The 23,940-nt window shown below is 35.7% G+C and carries 27 protein-coding genes, 1 pseudogene, 2 riboswitches and 1 other annotated feature; of the genes and pseudogenes, 18 read left to right on the forward strand and 10 right to left on the reverse strand.

The genetic code is table 11. The annotated features are described in order from the left end of the window. Positions 1-23: 23 nt before the first annotated feature. Positions 24-1,160, reverse strand: a complete 1,137-nt coding sequence (solA, locus tag C1A05_RS16125; RefSeq protein WP_200816517.1) for an N-methyl-L-tryptophan oxidase — start codon at positions 1,158-1,160, stop codon at positions 24-26. A 146-nt stretch (positions 1,161-1,306) separates the two neighbouring features. Beyond that, a riboswitch (FMN riboswitch) is annotated at positions 1,307-1,458 on the forward strand. Positions 1,459-1,608: 150 nt separating this feature from the next. Here solA and ribD point away from each other — a divergent pair. From ribD to C1A05_RS18110, 9 genes are all read left to right on the forward strand, one after another. Next, positions 1,609-2,700, forward strand: a complete 1,092-nt coding sequence (gene ribD / locus C1A05_RS16130) for a bifunctional diaminohydroxyphosphoribosylaminopyrimidine deaminase/5-amino-6-(5-phosphoribosylamino)uracil reductase RibD (protein ID WP_234998605.1) — start codon at positions 1,609-1,611, stop codon at positions 2,698-2,700. Positions 2,701-2,714: 14 nt separating this feature from the next. Beyond that, entirely contained in the window at positions 2,715-3,356 is a 642-nt protein-coding gene (gene ribE / locus C1A05_RS16135; RefSeq protein ID WP_102029275.1) for a riboflavin synthase, read from the forward strand. A 21-nt stretch (positions 3,357-3,377) separates the two neighbouring features. Then, the gene (locus C1A05_RS16140; protein ID WP_102029276.1) at positions 3,378-4,583 is read left to right on the forward strand and encodes a bifunctional 3,4-dihydroxy-2-butanone-4-phosphate synthase/GTP cyclohydrolase II; all 1,206 of its coding nucleotides are present in this window, start codon (positions 3,378-3,380) and stop codon (positions 4,581-4,583) included. 14 nt (positions 4,584-4,597) lie between these two features. Continuing rightward, complete coding sequence (gene ribH / locus C1A05_RS16145; protein ID WP_102029277.1) at positions 4,598-5,062, forward strand: 6,7-dimethyl-8-ribityllumazine synthase; 465 nt, start codon at positions 4,598-4,600, stop codon at positions 5,060-5,062. A 69-nt stretch (positions 5,063-5,131) separates the two neighbouring features. Then, positions 5,132-5,339, forward strand: a binding site (T-box leader). A gap of 82 nt (positions 5,340-5,421) precedes the next feature. After that, positions 5,422-6,864, forward strand: a complete 1,443-nt coding sequence (gene proS / locus C1A05_RS16150; RefSeq protein ID WP_102029278.1) for a proline--tRNA ligase — start codon at positions 5,422-5,424, stop codon at positions 6,862-6,864. An 18-nt stretch (positions 6,865-6,882) separates the two neighbouring features. After that, positions 6,883-7,386, forward strand: a complete 504-nt coding sequence (locus C1A05_RS16155) for a GNAT family N-acetyltransferase (RefSeq protein WP_102029279.1) — start codon at positions 6,883-6,885, stop codon at positions 7,384-7,386. A 98-nt stretch (positions 7,387-7,484) separates the two neighbouring features. After that, on the forward strand, positions 7,485-7,967 hold the full coding sequence (locus tag C1A05_RS16160) for a spore coat protein (RefSeq protein ID WP_102029280.1): 483 nt from the start codon (positions 7,485-7,487) through the stop codon (positions 7,965-7,967). 111 nt (positions 7,968-8,078) lie between these two features. Beyond that, positions 8,079-8,261 (forward strand): hypothetical protein, encoded by a 183-nt coding sequence (locus tag C1A05_RS16165; protein WP_102029281.1) that lies wholly within the window; start codon positions 8,079-8,081, stop codon positions 8,259-8,261. 202 nt (positions 8,262-8,463) lie between these two features. Then, entirely contained in the window at positions 8,464-8,634 is a 171-nt protein-coding gene (locus C1A05_RS18110; protein WP_159462101.1) for a hypothetical protein, read from the forward strand. A gap of 72 nt (positions 8,635-8,706) precedes the next feature. On the opposite strand, the gene C1A05_RS16170 is transcribed toward C1A05_RS18110, so the two are convergent. Further along, positions 8,707-9,516, reverse strand: coding sequence for a DUF2935 domain-containing protein (locus tag C1A05_RS16170; protein ID WP_102029282.1), 810 nt, complete (start codon positions 9,514-9,516; stop codon positions 8,707-8,709). Between the two features lie 146 nt (positions 9,517-9,662). On the opposite strand from C1A05_RS16170, the gene C1A05_RS16175 reads away from it, so the two are divergent. Beyond that, positions 9,663-9,866, forward strand: coding sequence for a YozQ family protein (locus tag C1A05_RS16175; RefSeq protein ID WP_102029283.1), 204 nt, complete (start codon positions 9,663-9,665; stop codon positions 9,864-9,866). Positions 9,867-9,914: 48 nt separating this feature from the next. Here the strand turns inward: C1A05_RS16175 and C1A05_RS16180 are convergent, their stop codons facing one another. After that, positions 9,915-10,928 (reverse strand): S66 family peptidase, encoded by a 1,014-nt coding sequence (locus C1A05_RS16180; RefSeq protein ID WP_102029284.1) that lies wholly within the window; start codon positions 10,926-10,928, stop codon positions 9,915-9,917. A gap of 296 nt (positions 10,929-11,224) precedes the next feature. Here C1A05_RS16180 and cspD point away from each other — a divergent pair, with 296 nt between their 5' ends. The 3 genes from cspD to C1A05_RS16195 all read left to right on the forward strand — a co-directional run bounded on the left by cspD (position 11,225) and on the right by C1A05_RS16195 (position 12,303). Continuing rightward, positions 11,225-11,422 carry a cold-shock protein CspD gene (cspD, locus tag C1A05_RS16185; RefSeq protein ID WP_102029285.1) on the forward strand — a complete coding sequence of 66 codons (198 nt, stop codon included), beginning with the start codon at positions 11,225-11,227 and terminating at the stop codon, positions 11,420-11,422. Between the two features lie 140 nt (positions 11,423-11,562). After that, positions 11,563-11,769, forward strand: a complete 207-nt coding sequence (locus tag C1A05_RS16190; protein ID WP_102029286.1) for a zinc ribbon domain-containing protein — start codon at positions 11,563-11,565, stop codon at positions 11,767-11,769. Positions 11,770-11,859: 90 nt separating this feature from the next. Beyond that, a complete protein-coding gene (locus tag C1A05_RS16195; RefSeq protein WP_102029287.1) occupies positions 11,860-12,303 on the forward strand; it encodes a GNAT family N-acetyltransferase in 444 nt (147 codons plus the stop codon). A 44-nt stretch (positions 12,304-12,347) separates the two neighbouring features. On the opposite strand, the gene C1A05_RS16200 is transcribed toward C1A05_RS16195, so the two are convergent. Further along, a complete protein-coding gene (locus C1A05_RS16200; protein WP_102029371.1) occupies positions 12,348-12,644 on the reverse strand; it encodes a 4a-hydroxytetrahydrobiopterin dehydratase in 297 nt (98 codons plus the stop codon). 155 nt (positions 12,645-12,799) lie between these two features. Beyond that, positions 12,800-12,988: a DUF5370 family protein gene (locus C1A05_RS16205; RefSeq protein WP_102029288.1), complete on the reverse strand. Its 189-nt coding sequence runs from the start codon at positions 12,986-12,988 to the stop codon at positions 12,800-12,802. Between the two features lie 67 nt (positions 12,989-13,055). Here C1A05_RS16205 and C1A05_RS16210 point away from each other — a divergent pair, with 67 nt between their 5' ends. Then, positions 13,056-13,280: a hypothetical protein gene (locus C1A05_RS16210; protein WP_102029289.1), complete on the forward strand. Its 225-nt coding sequence runs from the start codon at positions 13,056-13,058 to the stop codon at positions 13,278-13,280. Positions 13,281-13,304: 24 nt separating this feature from the next. Here C1A05_RS16210 and C1A05_RS18505 read toward each other — a convergent pair whose 3' ends face one another. Beyond that, positions 13,305-13,850 (reverse strand): 3D domain-containing protein, encoded by a 546-nt coding sequence (locus tag C1A05_RS18505; RefSeq protein WP_102029290.1) that lies wholly within the window; start codon positions 13,848-13,850, stop codon positions 13,305-13,307. 240 nt (positions 13,851-14,090) lie between these two features. Between C1A05_RS18505 and C1A05_RS16220 the strand changes: the two genes are divergently transcribed. Then, positions 14,091-15,938: a zinc ribbon domain-containing protein gene (locus C1A05_RS16220; RefSeq protein ID WP_102029291.1), complete on the forward strand. Its 1,848-nt coding sequence runs from the start codon at positions 14,091-14,093 to the stop codon at positions 15,936-15,938. A gap of 419 nt (positions 15,939-16,357) precedes the next feature. On the opposite strand, the gene C1A05_RS18115 is transcribed toward C1A05_RS16220, so the two are convergent. Further along, a complete protein-coding gene (locus C1A05_RS18115) occupies positions 16,358-16,495 on the reverse strand; it encodes a hypothetical protein (protein ID WP_159462102.1) in 138 nt (45 codons plus the stop codon). A 194-nt stretch (positions 16,496-16,689) separates the two neighbouring features. Here C1A05_RS18115 and C1A05_RS16225 point away from each other — a divergent pair, with 194 nt between their 5' ends. Next, positions 16,690-17,595: a helix-turn-helix domain-containing protein gene (locus C1A05_RS16225; protein WP_102029292.1), complete on the forward strand. Its 906-nt coding sequence runs from the start codon at positions 16,690-16,692 to the stop codon at positions 17,593-17,595. 161 nt (positions 17,596-17,756) lie between these two features. Next, positions 17,757-19,583 carry a translational GTPase TypA gene (gene typA, locus C1A05_RS16230; RefSeq protein WP_102029293.1) on the forward strand — a complete coding sequence of 609 codons (1,827 nt, stop codon included), beginning with the start codon at positions 17,757-17,759 and terminating at the stop codon, positions 19,581-19,583. A 33-nt stretch (positions 19,584-19,616) separates the two neighbouring features. Here typA and C1A05_RS16235 read toward each other — a convergent pair whose 3' ends face one another. From C1A05_RS16235 to C1A05_RS16245, 3 genes and pseudogenes are all read right to left on the reverse strand, one after another. Continuing rightward, positions 19,617-20,390 (reverse strand): enoyl-CoA hydratase, encoded by a 774-nt coding sequence (locus C1A05_RS16235; RefSeq protein ID WP_102029294.1) that lies wholly within the window; start codon positions 20,388-20,390, stop codon positions 19,617-19,619. A 24-nt stretch (positions 20,391-20,414) separates the two neighbouring features. After that, positions 20,415-21,564 (reverse strand): annotated as a pseudogene (locus C1A05_RS16240) (acyl-CoA dehydrogenase family protein). A gap of 126 nt (positions 21,565-21,690) precedes the next feature. Further along, on the reverse strand, positions 21,691-22,953 hold the full coding sequence (locus C1A05_RS16245; RefSeq protein ID WP_102029295.1) for a helix-turn-helix domain-containing protein: 1,263 nt from the start codon (positions 22,951-22,953) through the stop codon (positions 21,691-21,693). Between the two features lie 135 nt (positions 22,954-23,088). On the opposite strand from C1A05_RS16245, the gene C1A05_RS16250 reads away from it, so the two are divergent. Further along, positions 23,089-23,697 (forward strand): HD domain-containing protein, encoded by a 609-nt coding sequence (locus tag C1A05_RS16250; protein WP_102029296.1) that lies wholly within the window; start codon positions 23,089-23,091, stop codon positions 23,695-23,697. A gap of 61 nt (positions 23,698-23,758) precedes the next feature. Then, positions 23,759-23,862: riboswitch (TPP riboswitch) on the forward strand. Positions 23,863-23,940: the final 78 nt, after the last annotated feature.

A 23,940-nucleotide genomic window follows, 5' to 3' on the forward strand; every position in this document is an offset into this window, starting at 1 on the left:
AAATATTCTACAAAGCATTTACTTTATCCTTCTTTATTAAAACGAGAAAGTCGGAAAGGAGACATATCGAAAGAAATCTCTTGATTTGTAACCATTTGACTTAATACCTCGCCGACTACACTACTAAATTTGAACCCGTGTCCAGAAAAACCACATGCAATAGCAACATTGGAGTGACCTGGGAGTGTATCAATAATAAAATCCTCATCTGGAGTATTCGTATAAATACATGTTTTTCCAACTTGAAACGCATCTACTTTTGGAAAGAAACATTCTATAATTCTGGAAACGTCCCCTTTATCTTCTGGATAAGTACCAAAAGGGTCCGTTGAATTCTCTATGTTAAGTGGGTGACCGCCGTCGTGTCGACCTATTTTTACACCTGCGCCTTCAATGTCTGGGAAACCATAATACATTTCATCCCCTAAATTAATCGTAAATGCTGGAAAGGTTGATGCATCATATTCTTCACTGTTTGTTCGGAACCAAGAAAATGTTTTTCGGATGGTTTGCAAAGGAAGGTCTATGTTCACTTTTTGAAGTAACGTTTTAGACCATGCTCCAGCTGTAATGATAATAGATGCTGCTTCATAGACCTCTGTATCCGTAATTACTCTGACAAAATTGTCGTGAATATTTATATCCTTTACTTCGGTATTTGTTTTTACCGTGGCCCCTAATTGCTCTGCTAATGTTCGATAAGCTAATATACACCTTTCACTAAACAAGACGCCAGAATTAGTTTCCACACATCCAATTAAATGATCAGGGAGCTGTAATCCTGGCCATCTTTCATAAATTTCTTTAGCCGTTAAGGTCTCAAGTGGAAGATTATGTTGCTTTGAGCTATCTTGAACTTCTTGAATAAAAGGAGAATTAGGATCCCCGATGTTAATGACACCTGTATTCATAAACAAATGGGCATTTGCTTTTTCTTCTAGTTCTAGCCATAGCTCTTGAGCACGTAATACAAATGGAACATAATGTTCGCCTTCTCCATAAGCATGACGAATAATACGGGTCTCCCCATGATGAGAGCCATTGCTATGAGGTGGATCATAAGAATCCATCATCAATACCTTTTTATTGTCTTTTGCTAAATAGTAGCCCGCTGCCATTCCCATAGACCCTGATCCAACTACAATTACGTCGTATTTCATCATTTCCCCCCTAATGAAAATTATGTGTGTCTATTTTTATATTATAGAACAATGAATAAAGTGGAAATAGAGTTGCTCGAAAAAATAAAGCTAGTTCTTTGTCATTTTATTTTAAGTAATGCTATAATGATTAACAAATTTAATAGAATATCCTTCGGGGTCGGGTGAAATTCCCAACCGGCGGTGATGGAATGTATAATTCCTCAGTCCGTGACCCGGGTAGAAAGCTTACTTTCTGCACGGTGGACCTGGTGCAAATCCGGGACCGACAGTATAGTCTGGATGGGAGAAGGATTCGTGGTAGCAGTCGCATTATTGGATGCACATATGCGTTTATTTACTTTTGTTTTAAAAGTAATAGCATACATATTATACACGTACACTTCTCCCTCTGGTCATTGTTCCAGAGGTTTTTTTATGCAGTTTTTAAAATAGGGAGGTTCTATTGGTGGATGATCAATATTACATGGGGTTTGCTTTATCTTTAGCGCGAACGGTTGCTGGTCAAACAAGTCCGAATCCCCCAGTGGGAGCAGTAGTAGTCAAGGATAATCAAATCGTTGGCTTTGGCGCCCATCTTAAAGCAGGGGAGCCTCATGCAGAGGTCCATGCTTTAAGGATGGCAGGGGATAAGGGAAAAGGGGCTAGTATTTATGTCACATTAGAGCCGTGTAGTCATTATGGAAAAACACCCCCATGTGCAGAATTATTAGTGCGTACTGGGGTAAAAAGAGTAGTTATTGCAACAACTGACCCAAATGAAAAGGTAGCTGGAAAAGGAATAGATCTATTAAAGGATGCGGGTATAGAGGTTGAGCTAGGTGTAATGAAAGAAGAAGCTGACTTCATTAATGAACAATTTTTTCATTACATTCAAGAAAAAAGCCCCTATGTTACATTAAAATCAGCTACGAGTCTTGATGGTAAAATTGCAACGGTTACTGGGGAAAGTAAATGGATAACCGGTGAAAAGGCGAGAGAAGATGTCCATAAATATAGACATACGCATGATGCTATTCTTGTTGGTGTCAATACAGTGATAAAAGACAATCCTAGCCTAACTACCAGATTACCATTAGGTGGGAAAAATCCAATTCGTATTATTTTAGATACGCAACTACGAACACCAATAGACGCCACAGTCATAGCGTCAAACGAAGCGGAAACTTGGATAGTAGTTGGAAGTGAAGTAAAAAAGGACAAAATAGAGGAATACTTAGTATATAAACATGTCCAAATTATTCAATTAGCACAACCGAACATCGAAATTAAGGAAATGTTACAACAGTTAGCAAGTAGAAATATTATGTCCCTTTTTGTAGAAGGTGGAGCTCAGGTTCATGGTAGTTTTCTAAAAGCGAAAGCTGTAAACCAGGTTATTACGTACATCGCTCCAAAATTAATAGGTGGAAGGAATGCACCAACTTCAATAGGTGGCGAAGGATTCCAATCCATAACGGACAGTATTCAACTGGAAATAAAATTAATGGAAAGACTTGGAGAAGATCTTAAAATTGTGTCAGTACCAAAGGCTGAATAACGCGGAGGTTTACTATGTTTACAGGAATTATTGAAGAGTTAGGTGTAGTAAAAACAATTAATAAAGCAGAAAAGGCAATCGTTATGGAAATAGAAGCGAAAGAAATTGTAAAGGATGTTGGGCTTGGGGATAGTATCTCTGTAAATGGTGTGTGCTTAACGGTTACTAAATACAATGACAAATCCTTTTTGGTAGACGTTATGCCTGAAACGGTAAATGCTACCTCCTTAGAGCAATTAAAGGTTGGATCAAAAGTAAATCTAGAACGTGCCATGGCAGCGAATGGGAGGTTTGGAGGTCATTTTGTATCCGGCCATGTGGATGCGATTGGAACAATAATAAAAAAAGAGCCTTTAGCTAATGCGGTATATTACACAATTAAAGTACCTAAAGAATATGCCCCATACTTTATGTTAAAGGGATCTGTTGCAATAGATGGTACAAGCTTAACGATTTTTGGGGTAGATGAACAAACCATCACGATCTCCCTTATCCCTCATACGACAAGCCATACGGTGTTAGGGGACAAAAATGAAGGGGATATTGTAAACATTGAATGCGATATGTTGGCAAAATATGTTGCTAACATACTAGCCAAAGGAGAAAAGGACTCTGCAATTAATAAGCAATTTTTAAAAGAAAATGGATTTTTATAAGCAATAGGGAGGTGAACGGTTATGTTTCATTCAATCGAAGAGGCAATAGCTGATTTGCAAGCGGGTAAAGTAGTTATTGTAGTAGATGATGAGGATCGGGAAAATGAAGGTGATTTTGTTGCGCTTTCGGAAAAAGCAAGCCCAGAGATTATCAACTTTATGATCAAGCATGCGAGAGGATTAGTTTGTACCACAATCACAGAGGAAACTGCGAATAAATTAAATTTGCATCCAATGGTAGACCAAAGTACAGATCCTTATGGTACAGCTTTTACAGTCAGTATTGATCATAAACAAACGACAACAGGGATTAGTGCCTATGAACGTTCTTTAACGATTCAAGGTCTGCTAAATCCATCATCAAAAGGTTCTGATTTTAAACGACCTGGTCACGTGTTTCCAATTGTGGCCAAAAAGGGTGGAGTGCTTAGACGGGCTGGACATACGGAGGCTTCAGTAGATTTAGCTAAGCTAAGTGGTGCGTTTCCATCAGGAGTTATTTGTGAAATTATTAAAGAAGACGGGACGATGGCTAGAGTTCCTGATTTACTAAGCATCGCAAATGATTTTGATTTAAAAATAATAACAATAAAAGATTTAATTGAATATCGGAGTAAAACAGAAAAATTAGTGAAACAAGAGGTACAGGTAAATCTTCCAACTCAGTTTGGGGAATTTAAGGCAGTTGCTTATACAAATGAGGTCGATCATAAAGAGCATATCGCTCTTGTAAAGGGAGAAATTGATTCGGAAAAACCAATTCTAGTTCGTGTTCATTCCGAATGTTTAACAGGGGATATATTTGGTTCGAATCGTTGTGATTGTGGTCCCCAGCTTCATGCGGCTTTAACCCAAATTGAGGAAGAAGGTAATGGAATTCTACTTTATATGCGGCAAGAAGGTAGAGGAATTGGATTGGTCAATAAGTTAAAGGCGTACAAGCTACAAGAGGAAGGCTATGACACAGTAGAGGCAAACGAAAAGCTCGGGTTTGCTCCTGATTTAAGGGATTATGGTATTGGGGCGCAGATATTAAGAGACCTTGGTGTCAGAAAGATGCGCTTACTTACAAACAATCCCAAAAAGATAAAAGGTTTAAAAGGCTATGATTTAGAAGTAGTCGATCGAGTACCAATTCAGCTACCAATGAAAAAGGAAAACGAACAGTACATGAAAACAAAACAAGAAAAAATGGGACATATGTTAAGGTTCCATAATAATGATTAAGAGGAGGAGTTAACATGGTAAACGTATTGGAAGGAAATTTAGTAGGAACAGATTTGAATATTGGTATTGTAGTAGGTCGGTTTAATGAATTTATCACAAGTAAGTTATTAGATGGTGCAATTGATACATTAAAGCGACATGGTGTTAGTGAGGATAATATAGAAGTTGCTTGGGTACCGGGTGCTTTTGAACTTCCGTTACTTGCAGATAAAATGGCGAATTCAGATAAATACGATGCTGTGATTACGCTTGGTACGGTTATTCGAGGTGCAACACCACATTTTGATTATGTGTGTAATGAAGCGGCTAAGGGCGTTTCACAAGCAGCATTGAAATCGGGTAAACCTGTAGCATTTGGAGTGTTAACAACAGAATCTATTGAACAAGCTATTGAACGGGCAGGAACGAAAGCTGGTAATAAAGGAGCCGAAGCGGCAGTGACTGTAATTGAAATGGCTCAACTACTGAAACAGTTTTGAAATAACACGGAAAAAGGTGCTTGACATTTTATAGTTAACTCTGTATATTAATTGCTAATTTAAGAGTGAACAGAAACGATGACGAGGACTAGTACGTGTCTTTCCCTTTTTCAGAGAAGAAATCATGTTGGTGCGAGATTTCCAAAAGGTGAATCACCGAACCTACCTCATGAGTTCAGTATGGAAACATACATGCGGAATATCCGTTATCTATAAAGAGTTGTACAACAATTGCTGTTGTGAACTAGGGTGGTAACGCCGAGCCTCGGTCCCTTATATAGGGATTCCGAGGCTTTTTTATATTGTGTTATGGATAAAAAAGGAAGAAAAAGGTTAGCAAAGAAAGCGAGGAATGGAAAATGGGTAAAAAACAAAAGCAATTTGTGGAAGAAATCACCTCCATGGACGAAGACTTTGCCCGCTGGTATACCGATGTCGTAAAAAAAGCGGAGCTAGTAGATTATGGTGCTGTTCGAGGATCTATGATTATTCGACCGTATGGATATGCTATTTGGGAAAACATCCAAAAAGTATTGGATGAGAAAATTAAAGAAACAGGACATGAAAATGTTTATATGCCACTGTTTATCCCAGAAAGCTTACTTCAGAAGGAGAAGGATCATATTGAAGGTTTTGCCCCGGAGGTTGCTTGGGTTACACATGGAGGCTCTGAAGAATTAACAGAGCGAATTTGTGTAAGGCCAACATCTGAGGTTCTATTTTGTGAGCATTATAAGGATGTCATACACTCTTACCGTGATTTACCAAAGCTATATAATCAATGGAGTAATGTTGTACGTTGGGAGAAAACAACAAGACCATTTTTACGATCATTAGAATTCTTATGGCAAGAAGGTCATACGGCACACGCTACAGAACAAGAAGCTACAGAGGAAACGTATAAAATGCTGGATGTTTATGCCGGGATGGCGGAGAAATATTTAGCTATTCCTGTAATAAAGGGCAAAAAGACAGAAAAGGAAAAGTTTGCTGGAGCTCATTTTACTTTAACAGTCGAAAGTATGATGCATGATGGTAAAGCGCTGCAATCAGGTACATCTCATTATTTAGGTACAGGATTTGCGGAAGCCTTTGGGATTCAATTTACGGACCAAGATGGGGAACAAAAGCATGTACATCAAACATCATGGGGGTTTACTACTCGTATGATTGGAGCATTGATTATGGTTCATGGAGACAACCGTGGGCTTGTGTTACCACCTAAAATCGCACCAAAACAGCTTATAATTGTTCCAATTGCCCAACATAAAGAAGGAATCCTAGATAAAGCTTACGATTTACAAAAGGAACTTGCAGAGGAATTTAGAGTCGACATTGATGCAAGTGATAAAATGCCTGGTTGGAAGTTTAATGAGTATGAAATGAAGGGTGTGCCACTTCGTCTAGAAATAGGCCCTAAGGATATAGAGAAAAATCAAGTCGTGCTAGTTCGACGAGATACAGGAGATAAACAATTTATACCGATCCATGAGCTTAAAGAAACAGTCTCAAAAGTGTTACAGGACATACAACATCAATTGTATGTAAAGGCTAAAGATCGATTACAGAACAAAACATATATTGCTGCGAATATGGGTGAATTTGAGGAGAAGCTAAACCAAGAAGGTGGAGGATTCATCAAGGCCATGTGGTGTGGAGATGAAAAATGTGAAATAACCATTAAAGAAAAAACAAGTGCAACCTCCCGTTGTATCCCATTTGAACAAGAAAATGTGAGTGAAACTTGTGTATGTTGTGGTAGTAAAGCAAAAGAACTTGTATATTGGGCAAAAGCTTATTAATAGAAAGTGGGGAAAGCCATGCTTGTAACCGTATTGGGAGAGCAAGATGCAAAGGAGTATTGGGAGCTAAGATTGAAAGCATTAAAAAATCATCCGGAAGCCTTTGGAACAAGTTATCAAGAAGCGTTGAATAGAGAGAATCCAATTGAGCAAACCAAAAAGAATTTAACGAGCGAAGAAAGCATTACATTTGGTGCCTATGATGAAGAGAAGTTAGTGGGGATGGTTACACTATTATGCTCATCAAGGGAAAAGGAAAGCCATAAAGCGAGTATCGTCGCGATGTATGTAGATGATGACTATCGTAAAAATGGGATTGGTAGGCAGCTCATTTTTAAAGCCATAAATACAGCAAGAAGATTAAAACACGTAGAACAATTGCTATTACAGGTTGTTTCAGCAAATAAGCCTGCTATTAAGCTATACGAATCTATCGGCTTTAAAACCTATGGAACAGAGCCGAAGGCGTTAAAAATAGACGGAAAATATTTCGATGAACATCTAATGATACTTTTTCTATAAGGTAATTGCCTATTTTACCTATGATTTATCTCCATAGACATATATCTTGCATAGACTAACAATGAAATTTTTAACCAGTAAATGGAGGGATTAGGAGTATGGAGAAAAGTCATACATTAGCTTGGCATGAATCATTAGAGCTTCATGAGATAGTTGCATTTAAGTCGATTGGTTTAATGAAGATGAAAACAACACTTCCACAAATTCAAGATAATACGTTAAAAGGGATTTATGAAAGAGGCATACAAGAAACAGAGGTAGACCTGCAAGAACTTATGGAGTTCTATCGGTATGTACCTAGTGCAAACGATATGAGAGAGGAAGAGCGGAATATTAGCTTACTTTTTGAAGGAGACTTATTAGCTTTTACAAAAGCAGGAGTACGAAATTATGCAGTTGCGATTACAGAAACAGCAACCCCTGCCTTAAAGGATGTATTTGTAAAGCAAATGATGAAAGCGATAAAGCTTCACGACCTTATTTATCGCTATATGTATAATAAAGGTCATTACCCATCCTATGATTTAAATAAACTATTTGAAAATGACTTGAATTTGGCAAATCAAGCCCTTTCAATGTAAATAATGAATTTATTTCGATTACAGAAAAAAATCTTCCTAAATTAGGAAACCTTTTTCGTGTATGATCCGTATACTTCTATATAACTATTTCTAGGAAGGGTGCGATTCAAGTTGATTTGGCTAGTCATTTTTATACCTTTGCTTTTTATTATTGGAATTACGCTCCTTATTGACCGGAAAAACAAAATGGGGGACCTAGAAACAAGCATAGACCAAAACCAATATCGTGATGAATCCTTTGCTTACGCAGAACGATATAAAGATTTGAATGATCATGGACATAATGGTTATTAAATAAAGAATTTCTCAGCTGAATCGCTTACCTGTAGAAAAGCTTAGTTAAGAGACTAAGCTTTTTTATGTTCATTAAGTCGTAATAATTCATCTATCGTTTTGTAGCCTTTTTGTAATACGTTAGAAATTAAATTTCGAAGCTTTCTGCATAAAGTATTAGTGGGTATTGAAAGTATCTTAATGAGAAAGGTGGAATAACGATATGGGTTGGCTTATCATAATAGTTCCACTATTAATTTTTATTGTAATTGGTTTATATATTGATAAGAAAAATAAGAAAAGAAATGTAGACGATAAAGTTAATCATAGCCCTCACAATGATTCTTTAAATCGTGTAGAGCGATATAAAGATATGAATCGTGGCAATTATTAAGACGCTAAAAAGAAGTGCTGGGTCCTCTTTACTTAGGATCCAGCACTTTTCTATATGGGAGGGAGTAAGAATCTAATGTAAATCCTCTAATCTAGGCTTTGTCGGATCACAATTTGGTATCTTCACATTCGAAGCTTCTGCTAGCTTTATTAAGTAGTAACACTCTTCCCGATACATATGATCTGCCATAAGTCCAGAGAAAGTTCCTAACACCTTTTCACTGAGTTCTAACTCCTCCACTTCACTTAAAAAGTTCTGAAATAATGTCATTTCAAGCTCTACTTCGTTGTTAAATCGTTCTAAGGCAGGGAACGTATTAAGACTACTACGCAAATACCCAGTTAGTTCCACAGCTTTTAAGTAAAAGCCTTCAAAATGTTTTTCGAACTCTTGGCTCTTTTTCCTCAATCTTTTTTCAACACCGTCTAAATGATTATGGATAATCCCGGCATGCCCATATGCATCCTGAAGCCATATTAAATGGTGATGTAACTCATGAAAAACGGGAGGTGGATTCCCTTCTTTTAAGTATGTAAGCACAAGTATATACTCTTCTAATTCATTCACCGTATGGTTCAAAAATGTTTCGGAAAGGAAAAGGCCAACCTCGCCGGTAAGCTTCCTTTTTAGTAAGGAAAGCTTAAATTCTTTAAATTTTAACGTTTCTTGCTCTGCTTCCTTGGAAAAATCGACTACATTTTCACCAGTATAATTTCGCGCTCGATTTAGTAGCTCATCATATTTTCTTTTGAAGTAGTCTGCGCGCTTGATGTCTTCCTTTTCGTTTGGATAGAGAGAAGCATGAATAAATCGTGCGTGATCCCCTAAAACTTGGAGCCAAAACCTATGTTCAAAAAGAGCCGTTTTTTCATAGGATGACATAACTATTAGCACCTCACTTTATTAATACTTGCTGAAAGTATATTCCGCAATCTGTTGTCCTAATTAATAAAACTTTGAATGGACTGGCATATTTTTTCCTTCTTGACAAAAGATAGAATGGAGGATATTTATGGAGGTGTTTTCCTATGTCAACTAAAAAAAACCGCCAGCACTCAATTGGAGATAGGATGTATAATCCGGAAGATTATGATAAGAAGGATCAAGTATCATCTGGTTTAGCAGAAACCCATGAACAGGCAAGTGATACTTTAACGGAAGGTACCATTGATGCAAAAATAGAACGAGAAAATGGAGAAGCGGAAGATATACCGAGAAAAGGATATGAATAATAAAAAGGCTTACAAGACACATAACCGTATTGTGCTTGTAAGCTTTTCTTAGATAAACTTTTGCAATACTTTACCTTTACCGTCCTCCACTGTTACCTCACCATAGGCCCCATTAATAAAAGTAATCTGAGGTGGCACGTGTCCGCAATCAATATCATAAATGATCGGAATGTTTAATTCGTGAGCTAGTTCCTGATAAACATCCTCAATTGTATAGTTCCCTACTGAATCATTTGCAGGACTGCGACCAAAAAGGATCCCTGAGCAGTTCTGGAACCAACCAGCAAGCTTCATTTGAACAAAGGTTCTGCGCAAATCTGCAACATTCATCTCACAGTTTTCAAAATACCAGAGGATTGGTTCATTTTGAATCCTATTTTTTTGAAACGTAGGTACATCCCCAAATGGCGTTCCAATTAAGTGTTTTATGACATCGATGCAGCCACCTAGCAATCGGCCTTCCATTTTCGCATAATTTACTCCAACAGATTTCCAGTAGGTCTCCTCTGTTAAATGGAATACACATGGTGTTGGATTATCGTGATCCCACTTCTTTTGATATTTCTGAGAAGAATATTGTTCGATGGAATCACCTTGATTTGTGGCGAGGACAGATTCCCATTTAGCGGAAGTATCATCTTGGTATTCGCCCCGCATGTCAATTAGATTCGTTCCATGGGCAGTAGCAATACCTGTTTTTAAAGTGATGGCTAGCAATAATACACTAACATCAGAGTACCCAAGAATCCACTTTTCAGGGAGTCGCTGAAAGTCTAAATGCTCTACTATTTCAATTAAAAGCTCGCCACCCCATGGAGGGATAATTAGGTCCATTTCTTCATCATGGAGCATATTACTTAGTTCGGTAGCTCGCTCTAGTGCTGGGGCTGACCTTGCCTTGTTTTGTGTCCATACCGTATTTCCGCTAACAACTTTATACCCACGTTGTTCTAATCGCTCAAAAGCTTGAATTGCTAACGAGTGAAGGGGTTTATCTAATCCTGATGACGGAGCAGTTACCCCAATCGTTGCACCCTTTTTTAGTAATGGGTATCGAATCATAAAATCGCCTCCTATTTAAGTACATATATTTCAATAAAATGCATAAAATTCCTGCTTACTTAAAGGGTTTTATCATGCTGTTTTGTAGAATTTTGTTGTATTCCCTCAGGTTTTGAAATTTAATCTTCATTTTTCTAGATAAAACTTGCATTTTACTTTAAAAAGGAGTAAAGTTAAATAGCAAAATGAAATTGAAGTACGATAATAGCTTGATGACCTCTTTATAAAAGAAGTAGGTAAAGTATTATTAGTTTCAATTCTTTTGTACGACATTTTTTATAAGGAGGTCATTTAACATGACAGGTAAAGTAAAATGGTTTAACGCAGAAAAAGGTTTCGGTTTTATCGAGCGCGAAGGTGGAGACGACGTATTCGTACACTTCTCTGCTATCCAATCAGAAGGTTTCAAAACTCTTGAAGAAGGTCAAGACGTTGAATTTGAAATCGTTGAAGGCGACCGCGGTCCTCAAGCTGCTAACGTTGTTAAATTATAATTTAACTTTAAAGCGTATCTCACTTTTGTGAGATACGCTTTTTTAATATTTATGATGAAACAATCCATATTAAGATAGAAGAGATGAAACATTTTATATATTTATTTCGTATAAAATAATAAAGGTAAAGGAGGATATATATGTCAGATCATAATGGTTGTATTAAATGTGGAAGTACCGACGCAGGGAAAAAGGATGTATCGATGACTGGGACGGGCTTGTCTAAAATGTTTGATGTACAAAATAATCAGTTTACAGTAGTATTTTGTAAAAACTGTGGTTATTCGGAGTTTTATAATAAACAAGCGTCAGGTGCTAGCAACGTATTTGACTTTTTCTTCGGATAAAACAAGGCATAGAATTCTCTATGTCTTTATCTTTTTCCTTTTATCCATGTTATACTTTATCATTATATGACATGAGAAGAAGGGTTACATATGGAGTGGAGTTTAAAATCTTTTGAACAATTTACATTAGAGGAGCTATATTCTGTCTTAAAGGAAAGAGTACTCGTATTTGTTGTGGAACAAGAATGTCCATATCCTGAGATTGATGATTATGATCAAACCTCCTATCATTTATTATTAAAGGAACAAAACAAGCTAATTGCGTATTGTCGGTTGCTTCCTAGTAATACGAAATATGAGGAAGCATCAATAGGGCGTGTTCTCGTAAAGGAATCCTATCGTAATCTGGGGTTGGCACACAAACTTATGGAGCAAGCGGTTACCATAATGAAAGAAGAATGGAATGAGCCTATTATTAAACTGCAAGCTCAATCTCACTTACAAGGGTTTTATGGTAAGCATGGGTTTAAAGTGGTTTCTGAGGAATATATGGATGATGGGATTCCTCATGTAGATATGTTATTAAAGTTTTAAAAAGAAGTCGCATGTATCGAATGCGACTTCTTTTTTATCCTTCGTTATTCAGCTACCTGTAAAAAGATGGAGTCATATTTTTCAGCAAGATCTAAATCCAAGTCTGTTATTCCCTTTGCGCGCCATGAAGTTAATTTAATGGTCACTACTTTATATTCAATGTTCATAAATGGATGGTGTTGAATATCCTCTGACAGCTCGGCAATTCGACTCACAAATTGAATCCCATCTAGAAACTCTGTAAATCGATAACGCTTCGTAAGCCAACGATTGTCTTCTAGCTTCCAGCCGGATAAATGCTCAAGGCGCTCCTCCACCTTATCCATTGTTAGTTTCTCCATATAATTCCCCTCCATAATGTTCACAAAGAACTCCCCCTATAAGCCTTATGATGGTTCTCATTATACAAGACCTAGTCACGATAAAACAATTCCAATTCGTAAAATTTATAGAAGATCAAAGAGGCGAAAAGTGCTTGCTTTCCACAAGCACCTTATTATAATTTATCTTGTAAATATGTATCAACTAGTGTATCTATTTCCTCTTCATTTGGCTTTTCCCCTGTAAAAGGAAAGGCAAGCTCTTCAATGAATTCTCCATCTTTGTATACATGTAGAGCTCCTTTTTGCTGGCTAACACTATATTCTACTTCAAATCGATAGCCATCTTGTTCAATTGCACCCATGGAATGACCTCCTTTTGAATAGTTTTTCCACGTAGTATCCATTCTATGAGAAAAGGAGGTATTTATAATGGAAAGAAGGCCTAATGTTGGCGATCCATCTCCACATTTTGATGGAGAGAGGGAAGGCGTTTATGCAGATAATGAAGGGAAGGAAGTAGGGATATCCATGGATGGAGATCCGAAAAAAGAGGTAAATCAAAATCCAATGGATGCAGCAAACAAAGCAGATCCGGAAATGCTAAAATTAAATAATTTGATTCAAGGAAGAGATGAAAACAATAAAAAGCGTTAGGAATATTATTTCCTAACGCTTTTCTTAGCTTAATATAGTAACTTCAACCGTTTGAACGCCCCATTGATCGGCTTTTGATTCTGACGGGATAAATACATCTATTCTATTACCTTTAATAGCACTACCAATATCGCCTGCAATTGCGGTACCATACCCTTCAACATGTACCTTTGTTCCAAGTGGAATAACATTTGGGTCGACAGCAATTACTTTCTGGTTCGGGTTGCTAATAAGGTCAATGCCTGTATATGTTGTTCCGCTACATCCTTCACAGCTAGCAGTATAAGCAGTAGCCTTCATCGTTAAGGTTTTCGTTTCTTGTTTCTGACTAACTTCGTCCGTAGTAGTATCCTCATTAAAAAAGGTATCTGATAGATTTTCCTTTTGTTTATTTTCTACATTAGGAATTAATTTGTGAAAATCTACCTCCGATTTTACGACTACTTCTTCGTTACTAGATGCTTCTACCTCTATATTTTCTAAACTAGTAGTATTTGCTAGTGCATTCGTTGTCATGGTTGTAAAAAAGATTAGGAAACTTAAGGTAAATATAAGTTTTTTGATTCGCATAGTATGTCCTCCATTTCTAACTGACTGCATTATATCAAGGGAACTTTGCAATTTAATAACAATGGGGCAACAAAACTAATACAAATTGACTACAAATCTTTCATTTTGTCATAACAGGTAAAGTGCAAGGTCTAAAAACATGCTAAAATAGTAATATCGTTAATAGATAGTATCCAACAACTAGAAGTGATGATAAAATATATTTTTGAATGAGAAAAGAATAACAAAGGGGGGAGTAATATGTCATTTTGTACTCAGTGTGGTAGTCCGTTGAAGGATGGAGCACAGTTTTGTACGAGCTGCGGTCATGAGCTAGAAACAAAGCCAAAACCAACAGAGGCATCTACTCGTACTAATCGGAAACCGGACAAGGAAAAGACAGGATCTTTCTGGAGTCGATGGACTAAAAAGCAAAAGATAATCGTTAGTAGTATCACAGGATTGGTCGTTATGCTAGTAACAGCTTTTTTACTCATTAGTTATTTCTTGGATCAAAGTAGAACGATTTCTGCTTTTGAAAAAGCTGTGAAGGAAAAGGATGCTAATGAACTAATATCATTACTCGAAACAACTGATGAAAATCTTGAATTAACAGAAGAAACAGTTAAACCTTTTATTACATGGCTATCTGATAATCCCGACGAATTGAGAGAAATCGTAGCAGATTTAGAGGAGCAAGGTGAGGTATATGATAAAAAAGGGGAATTATCTGCTTCTAATTCGGATTCTAGTGAAGCAACTTCCATTGTCTTATTGAGAAAGGAAGATAAATTTTTAGGTATATTTAATCGTTATCATTTAGAAATTTCCCCTGTTTACTTGGAGCTTAGTGCACCATATGCTGGAACAGTTTTCTATGTAAATGAGGAGGAAGTGGGTACGTTAGAAGCTGCTGAAGAGGTGTTAACCGTTGGCCCATATTTACCTGGTCCTCATTCTGTAAAAGCTGTATTAGTAGAAGATTACATTGACATTGAGAGTAATAAGGACGTTGATTTAATACCTGGTGATTCAAGCAATTATTTATATTTTGATATGGAAGCCGCGGAGGTATATATATCAACAGACTTAGGTCCATTAAATACGAGTGCAGAATTACTCGTAAATAATGAACCAATAGAATGGAATTTATCAGAGGATGAGGCATTTGGTCCTGTTGTATTAGATGGATCTATAAATGTAGCATTAAAGCTTTACTTCCCTTGGGGTGAAGTAACGACTGCAGAACAACCAATAGATTATAATAGTATTTTCTTTAATGTTAAAGAAGAAGAAGAGATTAAATCCATTGTAGTAGATCTTTCAGAACAAGCATTATCTAATTATTTGCATGCTAGGGCGAATTACTCTACAGAGGGATTAGAGAATTTAACATCAGAATCAAGTGAGAGATTACTTTCATTAGTAGAGAATGATGAAAATAGCTCAGAGTGGAAAACGGCAACACCATTATATTTTGATATTTATCCTATGTCCTATAATTTATATGAAGAAAATGGTACTTTTTACATTTCAAGTGTTGCTAGACTTACAGAAGAAGTAGAATATATCGATTATGTTGAGGAAGAGTCAACTCTGTTTAATTTAGACTTTGGTTACAATGAACAGGAGGAGAAGTGGGAAATTCATTCCATTGATTATAGTAATACGTATTTATTTGACACTCCTGAACAGCATCCATTTACTTATGAAGAGGTATATGAAAATACAAAGTACCAAGAAGAACTAAACCCGGAATTAATTTCCAACGTTGAAAATCGATACTATGAATATTTATTTGCGTTAACCCAAGCGATTAACACAAATGATTTTAATTTAGTGAAGGATTATTTGAAGGAGGGAAGTCCATTATACAATGCACAAGTTGACCTTGTGAAAAACTTGAATGAACAAGGTGTAATGGAAGAGGTCTATGATTTTCAAATAACCCATATTGAGCAAGAAGGCGATATAGTAACCTTTGAGGCTTACGAGGCAGTGTATGTATTACACCCTGATGATGAACCAGTTTTAACTGAAAATGAGTGGATATATACAGGAGAATTTATTGAAGATCGTTTTCAATTAGTTTCAATAGAAGAGAAATAAAGAAAGATTAGACGCGTCTATCGTGTCTAGTCTTTCTTTTTTGTATATTAAATTTAGCATAATATGGAATGTTATAGTAAAATAAAATCGTGTAAAGGCAAAAAAAATACCTGGTTCTATACCAGGCAAAATGTCAACTGTTTGTAAGCAAAGTAGAATTTGCTTAAATGGAATGGAAAAATAGTAATGAAAGGGGGGTTAACCATGTTTCCGCCTCAAGTAAAGAGATGTCCCAATAGTTATCCCAATTGTAATAACAAGGATCACTAATCCTAAAACAATAACATCTCCTTCAGGTGTTTGCATGGCTTAATACTCCTTTCAAACTTCATTTGGTAAAATGCACTTATAAAAGACTACTTAACAATAAGACTAATAAAAAATAGTTTTGGAAGGGTTTAACTATTTTTTAAAATAAATTATCCGTGAACTGGACCTGGATCCTTATCACCGAAAAGAATTGCTGGTGCAGCTTCGTCTTGTTGCGCAGGAGCTACATCGGAAACTGAAAAAGCAACAGTTACTGCAAGCACTAAAATAAACATTAATTTTTTCATTTGAATTCATCCTTTCTTATTATTTGTTAATTATAGTTATACCAGATTTTGAAATGATATGATTTTGTCAAAATAGGCTTTCTATCACTAAAAATAGTATAATTTCTTCGGATATGTAGCATTTTCATAAGTTTATATGAAGATAGTAATATTTTTTACCAAAATTTACCTATTTTATAAAGGGAGAAGGTACTATGTTTTTAATGACTAGTATTGGAGAAAAAATAAAAGATTTAAGAGAGTATTACGGAATTTCACAAAAGGCGCTTTGTGATGGTATTTGTTCCCAAGCTTATATTAGTCGTTTGGAGAAAGGTGAAATTAATGTTTCTGCAGATATACTATTTCTATTGTCGAAAAGATTAGGTGTTGAAGTAAATTTCTTTTTTAATAATTATCAATCTCCGAGTTCAGACTATTTATCTATTACAATGAATGAAATTAACGAAGCAACTCGTAATAGGAACTATAGGCACCTAGAAGAAATTGTTTCACTTGAACTAAAAAACCCTTCAACTAATGAAAATACCGAAATTAAACAATTTCTATTATGGCATAAAGGTATCTGTGTGTACCACTTAAATAATGAAGTCGGTACAGCAATTAAGTATATTGATCAAGCATTAGCTTATAGCCTAACAACTAATAGAAACTATTCGGAACGTGAAATAGAGATTTTACTAAGTAAAGCAATTATTTTATTTGATTCCAAAAATTATAAACTAAGTCAAGAAACGTTTGAAATGATTACATATAATTTGAAGAATAACATATACTTGGTAAACCCTCGAATACATATCAGGGCTTATTATAATTATTCCAGGTTATTATATGAAATGGGGAAATACCATGAAGTAATTGAAGCTAGTATGAAGGGGATACAACAGGCTAAGAATTACGAACTATTATATTTAATGGGCGATTTGTATTTTCAAGTAGGTAGAGGATATGAAAAACTGTGTCAATTTGAAAAAGCATACAGTAACTTTGAGAAATCTAAAAATTGTTTTGAATTAAATAATGAAGAGGAATTAGTTGAACTGGCTCAAGAAAGAATAGAAGAACTTGTTGATAAGTCAAAAAGTAAATTAAGATTATAATTTATTATAGTATATGCCATTTGGCATGTACTATTTTTTTGCTTTTCGTGCACATTAAAAATATCAAATCATTTTCGAGAAAAAACTTGATTTTTGTCAATTTATGATATAATTATCAAGTTCTAGTCGTTTTTATTAAATATTTAGAGGAGAGTTGTTCTATGCAACAAAGAACGGATATTCGAAACATTGCGATTATTGCTCACGTTGACCATGGTAAAACAACGTTAGTGGACCAGTTGCTTCGTTATTCTGGAACATTTCGTGATAATGAGCATGTAGATGAGCGTGCAATGGATTCAAATGATTTAGAAAGAGAACGTGGAATTACAATCTTAGCTAAAAACACAGCTATTAATTATAAAGATACACGAATTAACATTTTAGATACACCAGGACACGCTGATTTTGGTGGAGAAGTGGAACGGATTATGAAAATGGTTGATGGTGTATTATTAGTAGTAGATGCCTATGAAGGATGTATGCCCCAAACACGTTTTGTATTGAAAAAAGCATTAGAACAGGAATTGAATCCTGTTGTTGTATTAAATAAAATTGACCGACCAAATGCACGCCCTGAAGCGGTTATTGATGAAGTGTTGGATTTATTTATCGAACTTGGTGCAAATGATGAACAATTGGAGTTTCCTGTTGTTTATGCTTCTGCACTTCAAGGTACCTCAGGCCTAGAACCAGAAGATCAACAGGAAACAATGGACCCTATTTTCTCCACTATTTTAGAGCACGTACCTGCCCCTGTAGAAAATTCTGCTGAACCTCTACAGTTCCAAGTAACTTTGCTTGATTACAATGAATATGTTGGGCGTATTGGTGTTGGACGCGTATTCAGAGGAGCAATAAAATCTGGTGAACAAGTTACGGTTATGCGTAATGATGGAACCACTAAATCGTTCCGTATTTCCAAATTATTTGGATTTATCGGTTTAAAACGAATTGAAATTGAAGAGGCTAAAGCTGGTGACATTGTTGCGGTTTCTGGTTTAGAGGATATTAATGTTGGAGAAACCATTTGTCCTCCAGATCATTTAGATGCATTACCAATGTTAAGAATTGACGAACCTACCTTGCAAATGACGTTCCGTGTTAACAATAGTCCTTTCGCAGGTAGAGAGGGAAAATTTGTAACAGCACGTAAAATAGAAGAGCGCCTTTTAATGCAGCTGCAAACAGATGTTAGTTTGCGCGTAGATCCAACTGACTCTCCAGATGCTTGGACAGTTTCGGGGAGAGGTGAGCTACACCTTTCTATTTTAGTTGAGAATATGCGACGTGAAGGCTATGAACTTCAATTATCGAAACCACAAGTAATCATTAAAGAAATAGATGGTGTAAAATGTGAGCCAGTAGAGCGTGTCCAAGCTGATGTACCTGAAGAATACTCAGGTTCTGTAATCGAAGCTTTAGGCTCTAGAAAAGGCGAAATGATTGATATGATTAATCATGGTAACGGTCAAGTTCGTCTTGAGTTTAAAATACCTTCTCGAGGCCTAATTGGTTATTCTACAGAATTTTTAACACAAACTCGAGGATACGGAATATTAAACCATACCTTTGATGGCTATGAACCAGTTACACCAGGTAACGTCGGTGGACGTCGTCAAGGTGTACTAGTTGCTTTAGAAACGGGTAAGGCTACAACTTACAGTATTATGGGACTAGAAGATCGAGGGGTAATCTTTGTGGAACCAGGAACAGAAGTGTATGCTGGTATGATTGTTGGAGAACACAATCGTGAAAATGATCTTACGGTTAATATAACTAGAGAAAAGCATTTAACTAACGTTCGTTCTGCAACAAAAGACCAAACTGCGACGATTAGAAGTACAAGAAAAATGAGCTTGGAAGAAGCAATTGAATACTTAGATGATGATGAGTATTGTGAAGTAACACCTCAATCCATTCGTCTTCGTAAGCAAATTCTTAACAAGAATGAAAGAGAAAAAGCTGCAAAAAAGAAGTCTATATAAGTAATGAGGGTCTGTCGATTGACAGACCTTATTTCATTCACCTTGGAAATTAGGCGCTCTTTTCTCTAAAAACGCTTTAATCCCCTCTGCGTGATCTTTCGTTTGGCGCATATTTTTTTGACCAATCGTTTCTCTATCTAAAATGTGCTCTAACTCTGAACGATAATACTCTGCATAAAGAAGCTTTGTCTCGATCATCGCTTTTAGTGGAGAGCTTAGGAGCAAATTTAAGCGGTTGGTAAGATATACTTGTAAGTCACCGTTTACTACGTCATCAACTAACCCAATTTGCTTAGCTTCCTCCGCTGTCATTCTTTTTCCTTCCCAAATAACTTGCTTCGCTTTTACTTCTCCTAATCGTTTTTTCATAAAGAAGTGTCCGCCGCCATCTGGAATTAAACCAATCCCGATAAAATTCATCGCGATTTTGGCACTATTATGTGCAATGACAAAGTCTGATGCTAATGCAAGGCTTAAGCCTAATCCAGCTGCAGCCCCATTAACAGCACTAATCGTAATTTTAGGTAATGTGTACAATGTTACAATAATATCTTTAATGATACCCATGATTTCTTCGAAGCCATCCGGATTCATTTCTTGCAGCATTGTTTTAATATCTCCTCCTGCTGAAAATGCCGGGCCCTCTCCTGTCAGAACAAGGACATTTGCACTACTATCCTTTACCTTTCGCAAAGCATCTTGTAAAGCAATTAATAGTTCAGCATCCATTGCATTTCTACTATTTGGTCGATTTAATGTAATAGTAGCTATTTTTCCTTCAACTGATAAACGTACTGTGTTTGACAATTCACTCACTCCAATTTATATGTATTAGCTGTTTAAAATGTTTTTTGCAATTATCTGCTTCATAATCTCGTTAGAGCCTGCATAAATAGAGGTTACTGGTATGTCTCTATATCTTCGTGCAATTTCATATTCCTCCATATAACCATATCCACCGTGTAGCTGCATCGACTCGGAGGCTACACGCTTCGCCATTTCTGTAATCCAACATTTTGCCATTGAAACTTCTGTCACAATATTTAATTGATTCATATGATTGGTGATTAGTTTATCTAAGAATGTTCTCCCAATTTCAATTTCCGTCGCCATTTCAGCTAAACGAAATTGAATGGTTTGTAGGTTACTAATGGATGAACCGAATGCCTTACGCTTTTGAACATAATCCTTCGTTAATTCAAACATTACCTCTGCAGCTGTTTGAGCAGATATTGCGACCATTAACCTTTCTTGCTGAAGCTTGTCCATTAAATAATAAAATCCCTTGCCCTCTTCACCTAAAAGATTTTCTACTGGAACCCTCGCATCATCAAATATTAGTTCAGCAGTGTCTTGACTATGCATGCCTACTTTCCTTAACTTTTTACCTTTACGAAAACCAGGCGTGTCTTTTTCTACAACAATTAGTGAAATTCCCCGATGTGCAGGTTCTGCTTTCGGATCTGTTTTCACTGCTAATATGATCAAATCAGAGTGAATCCCATTTGTAATGAACGTTTTTACGCCATTAATAATGTAAAAATCACCCTTACGAATTGCTTTTGTTTTTATTGCAGATAAGTCTGAACCCGCACCTGGTTCTGTCATGGCGATTGCGGTAATGAAATCGCCTGTAACACAGCCTGGAAGCCACTTTTCTTTTTGATTTTTCGAACCAAAACTATCGATATAGGGACTTGCTATGTCGTTATGAAGTCCAATTCCAACCGTACCTGCCCCCAATCTTTCTAATTCTTCCGAAATAATTACGGAGTAGGCAAAATCAGCATTTAACCCGCCATATGCTTCATCAACCCAAGGACATAAAAAGCCATTTTTCGCCCATTTTTCGCCAGAAATCTCTTGGAATTAGTCCGTTATCCTCCCATGCTTCAAAAAAGGGATAAGCTTCCATTTCCAAAAACTTACGAAAGGCGCCTCTGAATATATGATGTTCTTCTGATAAATAGGATGCTGACAAGTGTTTTCCTCCCTTCTAAGTAAAGCGCTTTCAATTCTAGTAATATTACTATTCTATTAAAATGTTGATTATTCCTATCAGGGAGGCATTTTTTAATAAAAAAAGCCATTATCATGGCTTTAAAATTCAAATGAAGTCTTCAATTCTAAATGTATTTGTATATAAGTGGTGGGTTCTACTATAATATTCTGCAGAATTTTTGTATTGTCGTCTTTGGTAATAAATATCTCCTAATAATTTTAAGTGGCGCATTAATTCATTTTTTTCACCTGATTCTTCAAAATAAGGAACTATTTCCTTTTCTAGTTTTGATATAAATGATAAATCTAAAGTTTTCTTAGCAATTTTTTTCTCGAGAATGTAAAATTTATATATAAACTTTTTGTAATTAAGTTTATTCGCTAATTGTTTTCCTTTAGATATTATGATATCAAGTTTATCCTTATTTCCTTTCGCATTATACACTAGGGCTAGTATAAAAAGAGTATCAATCTTATCAAATTCATTAATATGATATTCTAATGCTGTTTCTAAATGATTTAGTGCTTTATCAAGATTGTTCCATTGATAATAAATATATCCTAGATTATGGTGAATTAGTGCCGTAATTTGGACGTTGTTTCTCTCAACATTCTCCTTGAGTTTTAATAAAATTTCTTCTGCAGAGTTATATTCACCAAGTCTAATGTAATTTGCGGCTAAGATCATATTTGCATTAATTATAAATTTTATATTTATGTTTTTTTGTGCCAACGTTAATAATGTATAAGCATAGTAATTTGATTTTTGCATTTGATAGGTTTTTTTATAGAAAAACGATAGATTATAATATAAATCATAGTCAATTAAATCAATTTTATCGTAAATTTTTTCACATTGTTTTAATGATACTAATGCGGCATTTAGATCGTTTAAATAATAAAAATACAAACTTTCAAATTTGTAAAAGTAATAAAGTGTTTCGTTATCAAATAGTGATTTTGCTTCTTTTACTTTTTCATATGTTTCTTTGACTTGATTTATATTATTAAAAGTGATTTCATAGATGAATTTCATTACTGCTAACAGTTGCTTAGCTTCTAAATTTGAAGTTGTATAATATATGTTCTCTAATTCTTTCCATTTTTGTTTTGCCTTTTCTTTATCTCTTTCCTTTATAAGTCTATACCAATAAAAGATTTTCTCCTTTATTTCATCGTTATTATCGTTATCTTTTTGAATGGATATGTTTAGTCTAGAAGTTATTAACTTAATCACATCATTGTTTGGTGTGATGCTCCCATTTTCAATTTTACTTAAATAGGAAATAGAGCAAATACCATTAGCGAGCTCCTTTTGTGTAATACCTTGTCTTGTACGATGATATTTAATTAACTTTCCTAACTGCATATTATCAACCTAACTTTTTATAAAATAAGTAGGATAATTATACCATAGGATAAATGGATTGGTATATTTATGGAAATTAATGCATTTTCAGACTATACTTAATTTATAGGATTGAATCATATATTGGAGGGACTTATGGTAGAAATACAACAAATATTGCAGGTTATCAAGCTTGGTGAGAGGCTAAAAAAAGAACTTCGTCATAGTTGGTTATCAAATGGGAGAGCGGAAAGTGTAGCAGAGCACACATGGAGAGTATCATTGATGGCGATTTTAGTTGAAAAATACTTAGATAAATCCCTTAACATGGAGAAGCTATTAAAAATGATTACCATTCATGATTTAATAGAGGCAAAAGTAGGAGATGTTCCAGCCTTCGATACGTTGTATGACAGTACTGTAAAGAATGCAAAACAACAAAGAGAAATGCAGGCCATAACAGAAATTAGAGATATGCTTCCAGACCCGTTAGGAAATGAAATCTATCGTGTTTGGATGGAGTTTGAAGAAAAATCATCCTATGAAGCTAAGGTTGCCAATGCATTGGATAAGCTTGAAGCACAAATTCAGCATAATGAAGCAGATTTTTCAACATGGATTGAAATTGAAAAAGAAATGACATTTCGGCTAGGGGTCCATACCGCTTTTGATTCCTTTCTGACAAAGCTAAAAAATGAGATTGAAAAGGAAGGGGCGGAAAAGCTAGAGCGAGCTGGAGTTGATATTTCTGTTTATACAAAGTAAGCCAAGGTTGTCATAATTTTTCATTCGTAGTATAGTATGGTTATAAAAGTGAATACGTTTTATTGCCACAAAGGGGAGCCAAATGGCTGAGATTGAACAATGGAGTTCTTGACCCTTTGAACCTGTTAAGTTAGCACTTGCGTAGGGATTGTGGTGTAAAGGACAATTTTGCATGTAATATAAAGCAAAGTATAGCGCGTCCTTGCGCCATACTTTGCTTTTTTTATTTTTATAGGGGAGGTA

Source organism: Salirhabdus sp. Marseille-P4669 (assembly GCF_900240405.1).
Taxonomy (GTDB): domain Bacteria; phylum Bacillota; class Bacilli; order Bacillales; family Alkalibacillaceae; genus OEQK01.